This window comes from uncultured Desulfovibrio sp. (assembly GCF_944324505.1).
Classification (GTDB): domain Bacteria; phylum Desulfobacterota; class Desulfovibrionia; order Desulfovibrionales; family Desulfovibrionaceae; genus Desulfovibrio.
In genome coordinates, this window is the sequence record NZ_CALUWO010000005.1 from 77644 (window position 1) to 93753 (window position 16110).

At 61.9% G+C, this 16110-nt stretch carries 8 protein-coding genes and 2 tRNA genes; 4 read left to right on the plus strand and 6 right to left on the minus strand.

The features are described from left to right. Positions 1 to 409: 409 nt before the first annotated feature. The 6 genes from hmcF to Q0J57_RS06935 form a co-directional block, all read right to left on the minus strand. Positions 410 to 1798 carry a sulfate respiration complex iron-sulfur protein HmcF gene (gene hmcF, locus Q0J57_RS06910; protein ID WP_297218616.1) on the minus strand — a complete coding sequence of 463 codons (1389 nt, stop codon included), beginning with the start codon at positions 1796 to 1798 and terminating at the stop codon, positions 410 to 412. Positions 1799 to 1837: 39 nt separating this feature from the next. Continuing rightward, positions 1838 to 2521: a sulfate respiration complex protein HmcE gene (gene hmcE / locus Q0J57_RS06915; protein WP_297218618.1), complete on the minus strand. Its 684-nt coding sequence runs from the start codon at positions 2519 to 2521 to the stop codon at positions 1838 to 1840. Between the two features lie 48 nt (positions 2522 to 2569). Then, the gene (locus Q0J57_RS06920) at positions 2570 to 2914 is read right to left on the minus strand and encodes a cytochrome c3 family protein (RefSeq protein ID WP_297218620.1); all 345 of its coding nucleotides are present in this window, start codon (positions 2912 to 2914) and stop codon (positions 2570 to 2572) included. A 637-nt stretch (positions 2915 to 3551) separates the two neighbouring features. Then, positions 3552 to 7718 (minus strand): DNA-directed RNA polymerase subunit beta', encoded by a 4167-nt coding sequence (gene rpoC, locus Q0J57_RS06925; RefSeq protein WP_297218622.1) that lies wholly within the window; start codon positions 7716 to 7718, stop codon positions 3552 to 3554. Between the two features lie 63 nt (positions 7719 to 7781). Then, positions 7782 to 12011 carry a DNA-directed RNA polymerase subunit beta gene (rpoB, locus tag Q0J57_RS06930; protein ID WP_297218625.1) on the minus strand — a complete coding sequence of 1410 codons (4230 nt, stop codon included), beginning with the start codon at positions 12009 to 12011 and terminating at the stop codon, positions 7782 to 7784. Positions 12012 to 12988: 977 nt separating this feature from the next. Beyond that, positions 12989 to 13489 carry a MarR family transcriptional regulator gene (locus Q0J57_RS06935; protein WP_297218627.1) on the minus strand — a complete coding sequence of 167 codons (501 nt, stop codon included), beginning with the start codon at positions 13487 to 13489 and terminating at the stop codon, positions 12989 to 12991. Between the two features lie 255 nt (positions 13490 to 13744). Between Q0J57_RS06935 and Q0J57_RS06940 the strand changes: the two genes are divergently transcribed. The 4 genes from Q0J57_RS06940 to rpsP all read left to right on the plus strand — a co-directional run bounded on the left by Q0J57_RS06940 (position 13745) and on the right by rpsP (position 16110). Next, positions 13745 to 13820 (plus strand) — tRNA-Val (locus Q0J57_RS06940). Between the two features lie 150 nt (positions 13821 to 13970). Next, a tRNA-Asp gene (locus tag Q0J57_RS06945) sits at positions 13971 to 14047 on the plus strand. 219 nt (positions 14048 to 14266) lie between these two features. Further along, on the plus strand, positions 14267 to 15766 hold the full coding sequence (gene ffh, locus Q0J57_RS06950; RefSeq protein WP_297218630.1) for a signal recognition particle protein: 1500 nt from the start codon (positions 14267 to 14269) through the stop codon (positions 15764 to 15766). A 104-nt stretch (positions 15767 to 15870) separates the two neighbouring features. Next, positions 15871 to 16110, plus strand: a complete 240-nt coding sequence (gene rpsP, locus Q0J57_RS06955; RefSeq protein ID WP_297218631.1) for a 30S ribosomal protein S16 — start codon at positions 15871 to 15873, stop codon at positions 16108 to 16110.

The window sequence follows — 16110 nt, forward strand, 5'->3', positions numbered from 1 at the left end:
CGTACCCGTATCCGTCGTCTGACGTACAAGGCGTTCCCGCAGGGAGCGCCTTTTTTTTTGCCCCTGCGGACAGCCAAACGGAATGACCGCAGGGCTGCGCATTGCTCCAGATTCTCTTTGTGACGCCGGCAGGACGGCGAGCGGCATCGGGAGCCAGGCGGCAGGACGGACTAGGGCGCTTGGAGAACACGTTCCGTTTGAAACGCTTTGCCGTTCACACCATGCGTGCGGCCTGTCGTTTCGCGAAAAAACGCTCTGCTTTTCCGCGTAGTTTTGGCCGGGAGGGGCTGTGTCGCCGCTTCGCGGTTTTTCGTGTTCAAAGGGAAAACGCGCTGCCCCCCTGACGGACGCCGGGCACAAAAAAAGGGCGGCCGGCAAACCGGCCGCCCCCATGAGACAGCAGGGGAAACTACACTTCCACGTGCTTGATATTGTCGGGAATGATGACCATTTCACGCAGCAGAGGCTTGAGGAAGGTCCAGCGGATATTGTGTTCCTCGTACACTTCCATCATGTCGCGGATGGCGTCCCAGCAGTTGTGACAGGGCGAGATGACCAGGGTGGCGCCGGTGGCGCGGATCTGTTCCAGCTTCATCTTCAGGCCAACGTTACGCTGCTGGCGGTACAGGCCCACGCCGTTGAAGCCGCCACCGCCGCCGCAGCAGAAGTTATGGTCGCCATGCACGGCCATTTCGCGGAAGTCTTCGGCGATGTAGGACATGATTTCACGGGTGTAGCGGCCAAGACCGTTGTTGCGCACGTAGTTGCAGGAGTCCTGCAGGGTGCAGGGTTCCTTGATCTTCTTGGCCGGGTCGATCTTGAGCTTGCCTTCGCGCAGGGCCATGGCCACCCATTCCACATAGTGCAGGAAGGGCACCGGCGGGTCACCGTTTTCCTGGCCGGCCCAGTAGGGGCCTTCCACCACGGTGGCGCGGTGGGCGTGGCCACATTCGGTGCCCACCACCATCTTGGGACGCAGCTTCTTCACGGACTTGTAGATGCGCTTCACATTGTTGGCCGCGCCTTCCCAGTCACCGGCAAACATGGTGAGGGAGGTATTTTCCCAGCCTTCGCTGGGCACGGTCCAGTTTTCACCGGCAATGTGGAAGAGGATGGCAGCATCGGCAATATCGTTGGGATAGTGCTTCACTTCGCGGGCATTGAGGATGTACATGATGTCCGCGTCTTCCTTGTCCACCGGGATTTCCAGATCCGGCCATTCTTCGGAGTTTTCGTCCACCATCCATTCGCAGGTGTCCACCCAGTCTTCCTGGGTAACGTCCATCTGGGCGCCGTAGACGCGGTGCATGCCGGAACCGATCTTCAGTTCCCACGGCACAAAGCCGTGCTTGAAGAGAATGCCGCGCAGGATGCTGATGAGCACGCCGGTATCAATGCCGTGCGGGCAGTAGAGCGAGCAGCGGTTGCAGCAGGTGCACTGCGACCAGGCCACTTCCATGCAGTGCAGCATGAAGGCGTTATCCACCTGACCCTTGCGGCGCACCAGTTCGCCCAGGGTGCTGTGGAACTTGTAGGACGGGATCTGCTTGGGGTCCTTGTTGTTGGCCAGGTACAGGAAGCAGCTGTCGGCGCACATGCCGCAACGGGCGCACAGGTCGAGCCAGGTCTTGTTACGGGAAGACTTGAGGAAGTTTTCCACGTCCTTGGCCAGCTGGGCCGTATCGACCTTCAGTTCCTTCATCTGGGCATAGTATTTGGCGCCGGCCTTGTCCTGCAGAAGGGTATGGATTTCTTCCGCAGTGGTGAGCGGCTTGGGAGTGCAGAGCATTTCAGACATTAGAGGCTCCTTTCAAAGGAAAGATGCTGGAGTGTTTGACTACCAGGGGAAGGCACCGCCACGGGCACGGCCACCGCGCTTGATGGCATAGTCCATGCCGATCTGGGCACGGGACATGAAGAACAGCGCGATGTGCGACAGCTTGGTGAACGGAGCCAGAATGAGGAAGAGTTCGCCGGTGAGCACATGAACCAGCATCCAGCCCTCGTAGCCGCCGAAGATTTCAAAGCGGGCGATGACGCCGGTGAGGAAGGGCAGAATGGTCAGCACGAGGATGAGCCAGTCGCTGTTGGTGGTGAGCAGGCGCAGGTTGGGATTGCTGAGACGGCGAACAATGATGAGGGCCAGGCCCACGATGCTGGCCACGCTCAGCAGGTCAGCCAGGAAGGACGGCAGCGCCGGCAGGGAGATGCCCAGGGCGTGTTCCAGCACCACGGTATGACCCAGCAGGAAGAGGGGCACCAGCACGGCACCGAAATGCAGCAGGAAGAACAGCACAGCCGACACAGGCTGCGTGCGCCAGCCCCGGGTACCGCCGGGGAGGAGCCATTTGCCGATGGAAGCGGCAATGCCGGGAATGGAGCGGTCGGTATGGGCACGATAGGCGATGCGGTCGGCCTTGCCGTCAAGGCCGATGATGTAGGCCGCAATGCGGTAGATCATGCCGATGAAGAAAACCGCCAGCGAAAGGGTGAACAGGTCGCCAGTGATGAAATTGATCATGAGAAGTTGCCTCCTGATGTGCGGTTGGTTGAGCAACGCCCGAAGGCACTACTTCTGGGCAGCGGCAATGGCTGCGCTGTGACAGGAGCGGCACTCGGTGATGCGCGGTCCATCCTGCATCTTGGCATGGCAGGCCGTGCAGTTTTCGTGCATATAGGCGACCCGCGTGCTCACGGCCTTCTTGTCCACTTCAAGGAAAACGTCCGGGGTATCTTCCAGGTGACAGGCAGAGCAGTCGTCCTTCATGGCGGCCACATGCTCGTCATGATTGAAGAAGACCTTGGGCATCTTGCTGGCGGTGATGCCGGTGTTCTGGAAGGGGATGTACTCCTCGGCCGTGGCGCCGGAGGGCAGGGCAAGGCCCAGCGTCAGCAGGCACGCGGCACACGCCATAACCATCTGTTTCGTGTTTGGGGCTTTCATACAAGTCCTTTAAGGGGCTGAAATTTGTTGCCGGACGGCCCATGCCGCCCAAGTACCCGCCAAAACCAGATCGACCCTTGTGGCCCACAGGCCGGGGTCTGCACCGGCAGGGCAAGGCGGCAGGCCGCTTTGCCGGTACCGGCACCCATGACCGCGTATGCGGCCAACACAAACAATACATCGGCGTATTGTTTTTGCCAAGGTATCCGCCACGTAAAAAAGCAAGGAAGCGGCTCCCGTCGGGGAAACGTACCTTGCGACGCGGGGATCCTGCCCGTTCCGCGCCGCTGAGGCGCGGGGCCGCGTCCCTCGCGGAAAAAGAGGTGCGGGAAAGGACAAGATATTTTTCTTTTCTATCACAGCCAGCCTGGCTAGGCAAGCCCATTTTGCAATGCAAGACAGGAGAACAGCAGGAAAAGTTCGTCCGCCCCAAAACGCCAAACCCCCGCCACAGGGCGGGGGAAATGCCGGCAGCAGCGGGCGGCTGTGCGGGAAGGCCGGCCGGGGCAGCCCGTATACACGGCACAGGCACGGGCTTCGCCAGCTGCGGCAAAAAACCGCCGCCCGTCCGCATGACGGCATGCGAAAACGGGCGGCGGGACAGTGACTAGCCCAGGTCCACCAGGACGGGGTTTTCTTCCAGTTCCTCCAGGAACTTGTCCGGGCGTTCCTTCTGGTCCGGCACCTTGATGTCGCCATGGACATATTCGCGGTAGCCGGTACCGGCCGGGATGAGCCGGCCCACGATGACGTTTTCCTTGAGGCCGCGCAGGTAGTCCATCTTGCCCTTGAGGGAAGCCTCGGTGAGCACCTTGGTGGTTTCCTGGAAGGAGGCCGCCGAGATGAAGGACGAGGTGGTGAGCGAGGCCTGGGTGATGCCCAGCACCAGCGGTTCCGCCGTGGCGGGCTGGCGACCTTCGGCTATGGCCTTGTGGTTTTCGGCGCGGAATTCGGCCTTGTCCACCTGTTCGCCCACCAGGAAGCTGGTGCCGCCGGAATCCAGGATGGTCACCTTCTTGAGCATCTGGCGCACGATGACTTCGATGTGCTTGTCGTCAATGCCCACGCCCTGGAAGCGGTACACTTCCTGGATTTCATCCACCAGATAGCGGGCCAGGTACTTTTCGCCGCGGGTGCGCAGGATGTCGTGCAGTTCGGGATAGCCTTCGGTGAGGGGATCGCCCGCCTCCACAAAGTCGCCGTCCGTGGCGGTGATGTGCTTGCCCTTGGGCACCAGGTATTCCTTGGCCTCGCCGATTTCCGGCGTGACCACCAGCTTGCGCTTGCCCTTGGATTCGCCGGCATAGGTCACCGTGCCGGAGATTTCCGAAACCACGGCCATGTCCTTGGGCTTGCGCACTTCAAAGAGTTCGGCCACGCGGGGAAGACCACCCACGATGTCCTTGGTCTTGGAGGTTTCGCGCGGCTTGCGGGCAATGATGTCGCCGGCCTGAATGGCCTCGCCATCCTTGACCATGATGATGGAGCCCACGGGCAGGCTGTAGACGGCAGCCGTATTGCTGGAAGGTCGCAGCTTCACGTTGCCGTCCGCATCGCAGACCGACACGGCCGGACGGAAGTTGGTGGTGCGGTATTCCATGATGGTCAGGGAGGTCTGGCGGGTCACGTCGTCCACCTTTTCCTGCACGGTCTTGCCGTCCACGATGTCGGTAAAGCGGATGGTCCCGTCCACTTCGCTGACGAAGGGTTCGTTGAAGGGGTCCCATTCGGCCAGCACGGTGCCCTTGGTCACGTTCTGGCCGTCCTGCACATTGAGGCGTGCGCCGTTGGGCAGGATGTACTTTTCGCGTTCGCGGCCCTGCGGGTCCACGATGGAGAGCTGGCCGCTCTTGCCGATGACCATCTGCGCGCCGTCGCGGTTGGTGACCGCTTTGACGCGGTTGAGGATGATGCGGCCGGCATTGAGGGCCTCGAACTTGTTCTTTTCAATGGTGCTGGAGGCCGTACCACCGATGTGGAAGGTACGCATGGTGAGCTGGGTGCCCGGTTCGCCGATGGACTGGGCCGCGATGATGCCCACGGTTTCGCCCGTATTGACCAGATGGCCGCGGGCCAGGTCGCGCCCGTAGCAGAGGGCGCAGATGCCGCGTTCGGACTGGCAGGTCAGGGGCGAGCGCACCATGATGGAGGAAACGCCGTGATCTTCCAGAATCTTGGCTTCCTCTTCATTGATGAGCGTGTTTTCGGGCAGCAGCACATGGTCGGGATTTTCGGGATCATAGACCGGGTAGAGCAGCACACGGCCGATGGCGCGTTCGGACAGCGGGGTCTTGATGTCGCCGCCATCCTTGAGCGGGGTCAGTTCGATGCCGTCCACCGTGCCGCAGTCATGTTCGGAAACAATGACATCCTGCACCACGTCCACCAGGCGGCGGGTCAGGTAGCCGGAGTTGGCCGTCTTCAGAGCCGTATCGGCCAGACCCTTGCGCGCGCCGTGGGTGGAGGTGAAGTACTGCAACACCGACAGGCCCTCGCGGAAGGACGAGGTGATGGGCGTTTCGATGATTTCCCCGGACGGCTTGGCCATGAGGCCGCGCATGCCGGCCAGCTGGCGCATCTGGTCCTGGTTGCCTCGGGCACCGGAGTTGGACATCATGAAGATGGGGTTGAAGCTCTGGTTCTTTTCCTGGCGTCCGGTCTTGGGGTCGGTGAGGATGTCATAGGAAATTTCCTTGGTCATTTCCGCGGAAACGTCCTGCGTGGCCTTGGTCCACACATCCACGACCTTGTTGTACTTTTCGGTACGGGTGATGATACCGTCGCGGTACTGGCGTTCGATATCGTCCACCTCGGCCTGGGATTTTTCCAGAATATCCTTCTTACGGGCCGGAATGGTCAGGTCCTTGACGCCGATGGTCACCCCGGCGCGGGTGGCGAACTCGTAGCCCAGGTTCTTGATGTTGTCGCAGAGGATGACCGTGGCCTTGATGCCGCAGCGGCGGTAGGCCGCCCCCACGAGCTTGGCGATATTCTTCTTGGTGAGCACCAGATTCACATGCTCGAAGCCCAGTTCGGGCGGCAGGATATTGCTCACCAGCACGCGGCCGGGCGTGGTGTCGTAGATCTTGCCGTCGGGCATGCGCACCTTCACGCGGGCATGCAGGGAGATCTGGCCGGCGTCATAGGCGGCCTCCACTTCCCAGGGACCGCAGAAGGTCATGCCTTCGCCGGGTTCAAAGCTGCGTTCGGCCGTCATGTAGTAGAGGCCCAGCACGATGTCCTGCGAGGGCACGATGACCGGGCCGCCGTTGGCCGGCGACAGGATGTTGTTGGTGCTCATCATGAGCACGCGGCATTCGATCTGCGCCTCCACGGACAGGGGGATGTGCACGGCCATCTGGTCGCCGTCAAAGTCGGCGTTGTAGGCGGTGCAGACCAGCGGATGCAGGCGGATGGCCTTGCCTTCCACCAGCAGCGGTTCGAAGGCCTGGATGCCCAGACGATGCAGGGTAGGGGCGCGGTTGAGCAGGATGGGATATTCGCGCACCACTTCGGAGAGAATATCCCAGACCACCAGCTCTTCACGCTCCACCATCTTCTTGGCGCTCTTGATGGTGGTGGCGTGGCCGCGCTTTTCCAGCTCCGAGTAGATGAAGGGCTTGAACAGCTCCAGGGCCATCTTCTTGGGCAGGCCGCACTGATGCAGCTTGAGGTAGGGGCCGACGGTAATAACCGAACGGCCGGAATAGTCCACGCGCTTGCCCAGCAGGTTCTGACGGAAGCGGCCCTGCTTGCCCTTGATCATGTCGGACAGGGACTTGAGCGGGCGACCGTTGGTGCCGGCAATGGCGCGGCCGCGGCGGCCGTTGTCGAAGAGGGCGTCCACGGCTTCCTGGAGCATGCGCTTTTCGTTGCGGATGATGATCTCCGGCGCGCCCAGCTCCATGAGCCGCTTGAGGCGGTTGTTGCGGTTGATGACGCGGCGGTAGAGATCATTGAGGTCCGAGGTGGCAAAGCGGCCGCCGTCCAGCGGAACCAGCGGGCGCAGTTCCGGCGGAATGACGGGAATGACCTCCATGATCATCCATTCGGGCTTGTTGTTGGATTCGAGGAAGGCTTCCACGATCTTCAGCCGCTTGGTGATCTTCTTTTTCTTGGTCTGGCTCTTGGTGGTTTCGCCTTCTTCGCGCAGTTCGGCGCGCAGCTTTTCCAGGTCCAGTTCTTCCAGCAGGGAGCGCACGGCTTCGGCGCCCATGCCCACGGTGAGCACGTCATCGGTGCCGTAGTGGTCCAGAATCTGGAGATACTGCTCCTCGGAGATGACCTGCTGCTTCTGCAGATTGGTCTGCCCGGGGTCCAGCACGATGTAGGAATCGAAATAGAGCACCTTTTCCAGATCGGCCATGGTCATGTCCAGCAGGGTGCCGATCTTGGAGGGCAGGGTCTTGAGGAACCAGATGTGAGCCACGGGCGCGGCCAGCTCGATGTGGCCCATGCGCTCGCGGCGCACCTTGGAGGCAATGACTTCCACGCCGCACTTTTCGCAGACAATGCCGCGGTGCTTCATGCGCTTGTACTTGCCGCAGTTGCACTCGTAGTCCTTCACGGGGCCGAAGATCTTGGCGCAGAACAGGCCGTCACGTTCGGGTTTGAAGGTACGGTAGTTGATGGTTTCCGGTTTCTTCACCTCGCCGTAGGACCATTCGCGGATGGCTTCGGGCGAGGCGATGGAAATCTGGATGGCTTTCAGATTGCGGATATTGGTCACGTTGCTCGACGTGCCGCGCACGGTGAAGAGATCGTCCAGGCTCATATGTCCACCTTGCTTGTCAAAAGCTGGTTACAGTCGTTGCCGCGGGTCGGGGCGGAAGGCAGGCTAGGCCTGTTCGTCCTGATCCATATCGCGCATGAAGCCCACGCGCTTGGGCTTTTTCTTGCCTTCTTCCTGATGCAGGGTCACGTTGAGACCCAGACTCATGAGTTCCTTCACCAGCACGTTGAAGGATTCCGGCAGGCCGGCCTCCAGGAAGTTGTCGCCCTTGACGATCTTTTCGTACATCTTCACGCGACCCGTCACGTCGTCGGACTTGACGGTGAGGAATTCCTGCAGGAGGTAGGCGGCGCCGTAGGCTTCCAGCGCCCAGACTTCCATTTCCCCGAGACGCTGGCCACCGAACTGGGCCTTGCCGCCCAGAGGCTGCTGGGTCACGAGGCTGTAGGGACCGGTGGAACGGGCATGGATCTTTTCGTCCACCAGGTGATGCAGCTTGAGCATGTACATGACGCCCGTGGTCACGCGGTTCTTGAAGGGCACCCCGGTGCGGCCGTCATAGAGCACGGTCTTGCCGTCATTGGGCATGTGGGCCTTGTCCATCCAGCCCCAGATTTCATCTTCCGTGGCGCCGTCAAAGACGGGCGTGCGGGTCACGATGCCGTTGCGCAGCTTTTTCACCGAGGCAATGAATTCCTCGTCATCCATGCTGTCCACCAGCTCGTTGATGGCTTCGGAATTGAAGACATCCTTCACATCCGCGCGCACGGTGGCCACGGCCGCGCCGGAATCCACCAGTTCGGCCAGCTGACGGCCCAGTTCCTTGGCGCCCCAGCCCAGGTGCGTTTCCATGATCTGGCCGATGTTCATGCGCGAGGGCACGCCCAGGGGATTGAGCACGATGTCCACGGGGCGGCCATCGGCAAAGAAGGGCATGTCCTCTTCAGGCAGAATGCAGGAGACCACCCCCTTGTTCCCGTGACGGCCGGCCATCTTGTCGCCCACCGAAAGCTTACGCTTGATGGCGATGTGCACCTTGACCATCTTGATGACGCCGGGGGGCAGGTCGTCGCCTTCGGTGACCTTTTCCCGCTTGGAATCGTAGATGGCCTTGAGATAGTCCACCTGATGGTCATAGCTTTCCAGCAGGGCAGCCACGGTATCGTTCACTTCCCGGCTCTTGAACAGGCCGGCCAGCTTCTTCACCGGAATTTCTTCCAGCTGCTCCTCGGTGAGGGCCGCGCCGGCTTCCACCAGCACTTCGCCCTTCTTCTTTCCGGGCAGGGTAGTGGCTACCTGCTTGCCGATGACGTGGGGCGCCATGAGGCTGCGGGTGCGCTCGGACAGGGCGCGCAGATGGTCCGCTTCCTTCTGGTCCAGCACGGCGATGTCATGGGCCTCGATGGCCAGGGTGCGTTCGTCCTTTTCGCCGGAGCGACGGTTGAAGACCTTGACATCGATGACCGTGCCTTCCACTCCCGGGGGCACCTTGAGGGAGGTGTTTTTCACGTCGCGGGCCTTTTCGCCGAAGATGGCCCGCAGCAGCTTTTCTTCCGGGGTGAGCTGGGTTTCGCCCTTGGGGCTGATCTTGCCCACCAGGATGTCGTCGGGCTTCACGGCCGCGCCGATGCGGATGATGCCGCTGTCGTCCAGGTTGCGCAGCATGTCTTCGCCCACGTTGGGAATATCGCGGGTGATTTCTTCCGGTCCCAGCTTGGTATCGCGGGCCACCACCTCGAATTCCTCGATGTGCACGGAGGTAAAGGTATCTTCCTTGACCACGCGCTCGGAAATGAGGATGGAGTCTTCGTAGTTGTAGCCGCACCAGGGCATGAAGGCCACCACCAGGTTCTTGCCCAGGGCCAGCGTGCCTTCGTCAATGCCTGGGCCGTCGGCCAGAATCTGGCCCTTTTTCACGATCTGGCCGGGATAGCACGTGGGCTTCTGGCCAAAGCAGGAGTTCTGGTTGGACTTGTGGTACTTGAGCAGATCGTAGGCCTTGACGCCGCCGGATTTGGCAAAGAGGTCGCCCTCATAGGCCACCACCACGCGGTCGGCATCGGCATATTTCACCACGCCGTCGGCCGGGGCCACGATGCAGGCGCCGGAGTCGCGCGCCACGTCCACTTCCATGCCGGTGCCCACCAGGGGCTTTTCGCTGCGCAGCAGGGGCACGGCCTGGCGCTGCATGTTGGAACCCATGAGGGCGCGGTTGGCGTCGTCATGCTCCAGGAAGGGAATGAGCGCGGCGGAAATGGACACCATCTGACTGGGCGAGATGTCCATGAGGGTCACTTCCTCGCGGGGGCGCATTTCCACTTCGCCCTTGACGCGCACGGTGACGAATTCGTCAGCCAGGCGGCCGTTTTCGTCAATGCGCACATTGGCCTGGGCTACCACGGCATCGGCTTCGCGCGAGGCATCGAGATGCACGATTTCATCGGTGACCTGCGCATCACGGATGACGCGGTAGGGCGTTTCGATGAAGCCGAAGTCGTTGACCTGGGCAAAGGTGGTCAGGGAGACGATGAGGCCGATGTTGGGACCTTCCGGCGTTTCGATGGGGCAGATGCGGCCGTAGTGCGAGGTGTGCACGTCGCGCACTTCAAAGCCGGCGCGCTCACGAGTCAGACCACCGGGGCCAAGGGCCGACAGACGGCGCTTGTGCGTGACCTCGGACAGGGAGTTGGTCTGGTCCATGAACTGCGACAGCTGCGACGTGCCGAAGAATTCCTTGAGCACGGCCGCCACCGGCTTGGGATTGATAAGGTCATGGGGCATGAGCGTGGAGATTTCCTGAAGGCTCAGGCGTTCCTTGATGGCACGCTCCATGCGGACCAGGCCGATGCGGTACTGGTTTTCCACCAGTTCGCCCACCAGGCGCACGCGGCGGTTGCCCAGGTGGTCGATGTCATCGGCCGGGCCGTGGCTGTCCTTGAGCTGCACCAGCACCTTGATGGCCGTGAGAATGTCATGGTCATTGAGGGTGCGGTTTTCCAGCAGTGCCCCGTATTTTTCCTGCGGCGTCTTGCCGTCCTCGTTCACCAGGCGCCTGTCGTAATCGGAAAGGTCGGCATCCACGATGGATTCGGGCGTGAGATTCAGACGCTGGTTGAGCTTGTAGCGGCCCACGGGCGACAGATCGTAGTAGTCCGGGCTGCGGAACAGATTGTCGAAGAAGCTGGCCGCGATTTCCGCCGTGGGCGGCGAGGAGGGACGCAGACGGCGGTAGATTTCCTCCTGGGCCTTTTCCTGGTCGGCAATGCGGTCCTGCATGAGGGTATCGCGGATGGACGAGGACGTGTCCGTGCCCTTGGTGTGCAGCACGGCCAGGCGCTTGATGCCCGCCTCGCGCATGCGTTCCAGCAGGCCGGGGGTAATTTCGTCCGCAGCTTCGGCCAGCACTTCGCCGCTGCCCTCGGCCACCACGTCTTCCGCCAGGAACATGCCGTCCAGCAGGGTGGGGGGCACCTCGATGGCCGGAATGCCGGCTTCGCAGATCTGGCGCCAGCCGCGCTTGGTGATGGGCTTGCCCGCCCGGATGAGCACCGTGCCGTCCGCCGTGCAGATGTCGGCATAGGCATTGTCCTTGCGGTAGAGGTGCTTTTCCACTTCCCAGAACAGGCGGTCGTCGCTTTCCAGCAGGTAGTGTTCGCGGGTGTAGAAATAATCGAGGATGTCCGTCTTGGTCATGCCCATGGCCTTGAACAGGATGGTGGCGGGCATTTTGCGGCGGCGGTCGATGCGGACGTAGAGAATGTCCTTGTGGTCAAAGTCGAAATCAAGCCACGAACCGCGCATGGGGATGACGCGGCAGGAGTAGAGCACCTTGCGGCTGGTGTGGGTCTTACCGCCGTCATGCTCGAAGATGATGCCGGGCGAGCGCTGGAGCTGGTTGACGATGACGCGCTCGGTGCCGTTGATGATAAAGGTTCCCTTTTCCGTCATGAGGGGCAGGGTGCCGAAATAGATGTCCTGCTCCTTGATATCGCGGACCTTCCGGTCTCCGGAAGTTTCGTCGATGTCATACACCACAAGGCGCACCTTGATGCGCACGGGGGCTTCATAGGTCAGCCCCTTGGAAATGCATTCGGCCTGATCGTACTTGGGTTCCTGGATTTCGTAGCTCACGAATTCCAGGCTGGCAGTCTTGTTGAAATCTTCAATGGGGAAGACGGTGTGAAACACGCCTTCCAGCCCCTCGTCGGGCTTGCGGTCGGCCTCGGCCACGCCTTCCTGCAGAAACTTCTGATAGGAGTCGATCTGAAGATTGAGCAGGTGAGGGATGGGGAGCGAAACTTTGATTTTGCCGAACTGTTTGATGAGCTGGCCCATGCTATACCTCAGGTGGGTAGCGGTTGCGCTTCGGTATGCCGGTGCCGGGCTGGGAGGCCCCGGTCTGCGGGCGGACGTATGGCCCGCAGCGTTGTACCGGTGTGCCGCTGTCCGAAGCGTAGTTCCCTTGGAATGTCAGATCGAAAACGCAAACAGGCGACAAAAGGCCACGCTCCCGGGCAGGAGCGTTTCCGTTTTGTGCGCCAGAAAAAGGCTAGGCATATCGTGCATGATGCGGATGATCGACCAGAGCATTCCTCCAATGCTTGACAGGAATTGCAATGGATATCCCGTTTCCCTCTTTTTGGCAAGATGTTTTTTGGGCGGTATGTGCCGTTTTGCCGGATCGGCGAGATGGGCGGGGTGTCGGTTTCTGGTGCGCCAGGGCGTGCCGGGCGTACCGCACAACGGGAGCCGCCGGGGCAGATTGGTTGCGGGCTGCGCTGGCGGCAGCGCCACATCCCCCGGAAACATGTGCCGGGAAGGCGGGGCATGGCGGGTGGACTGCACCGGCGGGCCGTTGGGGCGCCGGAGTGTCAGGCGCAGGTGCAGGGGGCGCGGCAGCCTGCCGCACGGGACGGCCCGTGCCGTGGGGCAATGCCATGGGGCGGGCAGCAGGTGTTGTCCTGCGGGACACGCGCATGCGGCCGGAACCGCTCACGACAGCGAGATGCAGGGGGATGCAGGGGGATGCAGGCAGCACGTGTTTTGTTCAGAACTAAAATTTTTTTGGCAAAAGTATTAGCACAAAGAGCAGGACGCGGCAGCTGTCGTCCGCCGGTCCGGCTTGTCTGCCAGAGGAAGGAGGGCCGGCGTGCTGCCTGCTGCTGCGGCATGGCGGCGCGGGGCAGGGCATGGGGCAGAACACGGGGCAGCATCGGGGCGCAGCGCATCCGCCCGTGCCGTAATGGCTTTTCCGGCCATGGCAGGCCATGGGGAACACACGGCCGTGCGGCAGGCTGACCAGGAGTTCGTCCTTAGAGCAGGCCCTTTTCTTCCAGGTCTGCAAGGACCTTTTTCAGCAGCGCGGCCAGATCCTTCCGTTCCTTGCTGCTCAGCACGTCCAGCAGCTGCTTTTCCATAGCGGTCCGGGCCAGGAAGGCTTCCCGTGCCAGCTGCTGACCGGCAGGGGTCAGGGTGACAAGATAGCTGCGCCGGTTGTGGGCCTGGGTGCGGCGACTGACAAGACCGCGCGCTTCCAGGGCGTCCAGAATGCCCGTCATGGCGCCGGGGCTGCGATTGCACTGGGCGGTGATGTCCTTGGGGGTCAGCTCGTGGGGCGGGCCGGCATACAGCAGCGCGGCCAGCACATCGGCCTCCACGCTGCGCAGGCCCAGGGGGCGCAGGGTCTCGCTGCACAGCTGCGCATGGCAGCGGCTCATACGCAGAATGCGCCCCCAGACACCTTCCGGCTTGAGGTCCGGGAAGATATCCTTCCAGCGCTGGTTACGCTGCTGCACCGAGTCTTCCTTTTTCATACGCATCCTTGCTGCTGTGGCGGAACCCTCCGCCGGGCGGGCGCCGCTGTCCGGCCGGGACCGATACCCCCGGAGCGCGGCGGGCCGCTGGGGGCGGCTGTTTTCCTGTCTGTCAGGCGGCGGACACGGGCGGGGCAATCAGGCATCTGACCAATAAGCATACGGGGAAACGCGCAGGACAGCAAGCCGGGCCGGCGCGTCCGCCGGGAAAAGAGATTGACGGCAGAATCTTTTCTGCGGTATGGAATCAGCTCCGGGCAGTTAGCTCAGCTGGTTGAGCACCGCCCTTACAAGGCGGGGGCCACAGGTTCAAGTCCTGTACTGCCCACCAGGACAACAGAGGGGTTGCGGCAGCTGCCGCAGCCCCTTTTTGTGTGCTGCCCCTGCTGCGGCGTGCGGGGAGGGCGGCATGTCCCCCGAAAGGCTTGACAGCAGGCGGCATGTGGCCTATAAGAGCCTTCACGGAAACTATTCCGTTTCTGGAGCGGTAGTTAAGACGGTTATAACGCCGGCCTGTCACGCCGGAGGCCGAGGGTTCGAGTCCCTTCCGCTCCGCCAGAAATCAGGCGCACCGTTTTGCGGTGCGCTTTTTTTGTGTCCGCCGTGTCTGCTGCGCGCACGGGCCGTGCTTGCCGGACTTGCCGGATGGCCGGGGGCCGGCGGTGGTCTGTTGGCGCTCTTCCCTTGACCATTGCCGGCAAACAGTCTATAAATGCAAGTTCTGTAAATCCGCAGAGACGGCTTGCCCGTCCCTGCGCTACCGCCTTTGGGGGCGTCATGTTTGAAAGTCTTTCCGACCGGCTGTCATCCGCGTTCCGCAGTCTGCGCGGGCAAACCCAGCTGACCGAAGAGAATATCCAGGCCGGGCTGCGGGAAGTGCGCCTGGCCCTGCTGGAAGCCGATGTCAACTACAAGGTCGTCAAGGACTTTGTGGAAAGCGTGCGCGGAAAGTGCCTTGGTCAGGAGGTGATCAAGGGGGTCAGCCCGGCACAGCAGGTGGTCAAGGTCGTTCACGACGAGCTGGTGAATCTGCTGGGCGGAGAGACTACGGGGCTTGACCTTCAGGGCAGGGAGCCGGCTGTCATCATGCTGGTGGGCCTTCAGGGGTCGGGCAAGACCACGTCCGCCGGCAAGCTGGCCAATCTGCTGCGCAAGCAGAAGATGCGCCCCTATCTGGTGCCGGCTGACGTCTACCGCCCGGCCGCCATTGATCAGCTGACCGTGCTTGCCCGGCAGCTGGACATGCCCTGTTATCCTTCCACGGTGGACATGAAGCCCGTGGACATCGCCAAAAAGGCCCTGGAAGCCGCCCGTGAGCAGCAGGCCACCGTGGTGCTGCTGGATACGGCCGGTCGCCTGCACGTGGACGAGCCGCTCATGGAAGAGCTGTCCGCCATCAAGGCGGCGGTGCAGCCGCAGGAAATCCTCTTTGTGGCTGACGCCATGACCGGTCAGGATGCCGTGACCGTGGCCGAGTCCTTCAATCAGCGGCTGGGCATCACGGGCGTGGTGCTTACCAAGATGGACGGCGATGCCCGCGGCGGCGCGGCCCTGTCCATTCGCGCGGTGACCGGTGCACCGGTGAAATTTGTGGGCATGGGCGAAAAACTGTCGGAAATGGAGGTATTCCATCCCGACCGTATCGCCGGGCGCATCCTGGGGATGGGGGATGTGCTGACCCTGGTGGAAAAGGCCCAGGAAACCATCAATGCCGAAGAGGCCGAAGCCCTTGCCCGCAAAATGCGCAAGGCCAGCTTTGACCTGGAAGATTTTCGCACCCAGATGCGCCGGGTCAAGAAACTCGGCTCACTGGACAGCATTCTCAAGATGATTCCCGGCCTGGGCGGTCTGCGCGAAAAGCTGGCCGAGGCCGGCGGCGCCATGCCCGAAAAGGAAATGGCCCGTACCGAAGCCATCATCAATTCCATGACCATGGCCGAGCGCCACAATCCGGATATTCTCAATGGCAGCCGCCGCGCGCGCATTGCCAGGGGGGCCGGGGTGACGGTACAGCAGGTCAATCAGCTGGTGCGTCAGTTCGAGCAGATGCGCCAGATGATGAAGGGCATGATGGGCGGCAAGGCCAAGATGCCGTCCATGCCCGGTCTGCCCCGCGGCGTGAATCTGCCCGGCGGCATGGGGGGGATGGCGCCCGGCATGGGACTGCCCGGCATGCCGCCGGGAATGGGTCTGCCGGGGGGAATGCCGGCCGGCAAGGCCGCTCCGGCCAAGAAGCGCAAGAAGCGCGAACGTCCGGCCAAGCACAAGAAAAAATAACGGGCTGCCCCCGTTATGCTATCTGTCCGGCGGGAGTAGGCTGTGCTTGCTCTTTTGCCCTGATAACGATACATGAACGCATTAAACAAAAGGGAGTAATACTCATGGCCGTTAAGCTGAAATTGACCCGCATGGGCAGCAAGAAGCATCCGTTCTACCGCGTGGTGGCCGCCAACGACGAAACCCGTCGTGATGGCCGCCCGCTGGATTTCCTGGGCTACTACAATCCCATGGTCGAGCCTGCTGATGTGAAGCTGGACGCCGACAAGGTGAAGGAATGGCTCGGCCGCGGCGCCGAACCCACCGACACCGTGCGTGCCCTCATCAAGAAGCACATGGGCTAA